The organism is Spirochaetota bacterium (assembly GCA_038043445.1).
Taxonomy (GTDB): domain Bacteria; phylum Spirochaetota; class Brachyspiria; order Brachyspirales; family JACRPF01; genus JBBTBY01.
In genome coordinates this window covers 1-961 of the sequence record JBBTBY010000082.1, presented here as the reverse complement: position 1 = coordinate 961, position 961 = coordinate 1, and the positions used below count along the sequence as shown (strand labels likewise).

The window sequence follows — 961 nt, the reverse complement described above, 5'->3', positions numbered from 1 at the left end:
AAGTGAGCAAAAAGATCAACGATTTTGTCATACAGGTGGCGCTATTCAATTGCGATGCGACATACCGTACAGAATTCGCGCCGTTTACCCGCACCAATATCATTGTAGTGGCGCCGAACAACCTGTATTATCAGGTGCTGGATAACGACAATAATGACAATCTGTCAGCGTACCGGATGGACGTGAATTACAATTTCGATTATTATGAATCACCGAGCAATATATATGACAAGAACCTGAACAAGTATCCTGATTATCAGGAGGACTTCCTTCGTTTTCTGTCATTCCCCGATTTCTTTTACCCCGGTGATGATTATAACAACAATGGACTTGTCGACAACCGTGAAGACGATACGTTGCCTGATTATCGGTATCGGGAGAATTTGGCCGGCGGGCAGATGAATCTTTCGCTCATGCTGCTGCCGAAAATGCTCGAGTTGTCGGCGTATGCGGCGTATGAATTCATACCGTCCGATGTCGACGCCTATTGCGGGCTTGTCGCTCCGAACCTCGCATTCACGTACGAGAGCAAGAATATCATCTCACTGTACTCGAAGCTTACATTCAAACGTGTACAGGACTTTATCATCAACGACGTTTCACCGAACACGTTCCCGCATGCACCGATGCTCGCCTATGATAAATCCATGTATCGTGACAGCAGTGTCTTCGACTTTTATTTCAATGCAATGTTCTATCCCCTCAAGGACCTGACGGTGACCGCCATCGGGCATATGGAGTACAATTTCCAGCATTATGAACTGAATCGCGTCGCCCTGCGCACCGGGGAACTTTTACTCCTCTACTACAAGGTGCCGGTATCGGGGCTTTTCAAGGACAACGCGTTCCTGAAACTCGTTTTCAGCAATCTTGCACTTGATGTGGGGTTCTTTGCGCAATTCACCGACCTGGCGTTCACGCCTGACGATTTCAATTCGACGTCGGGGACGCGTACGTTCGC

The 961-nt window shown here is 48.0% G+C and carries 1 protein-coding gene; it reads left to right on the top strand.

The genetic code is table 11. From position 1 onward, the window contains the following. Positions 1 to 961 (top strand): hypothetical protein (locus AABZ39_12745; protein MEK6795640.1); only part of this gene is annotated, 961 nt, incomplete at both ends.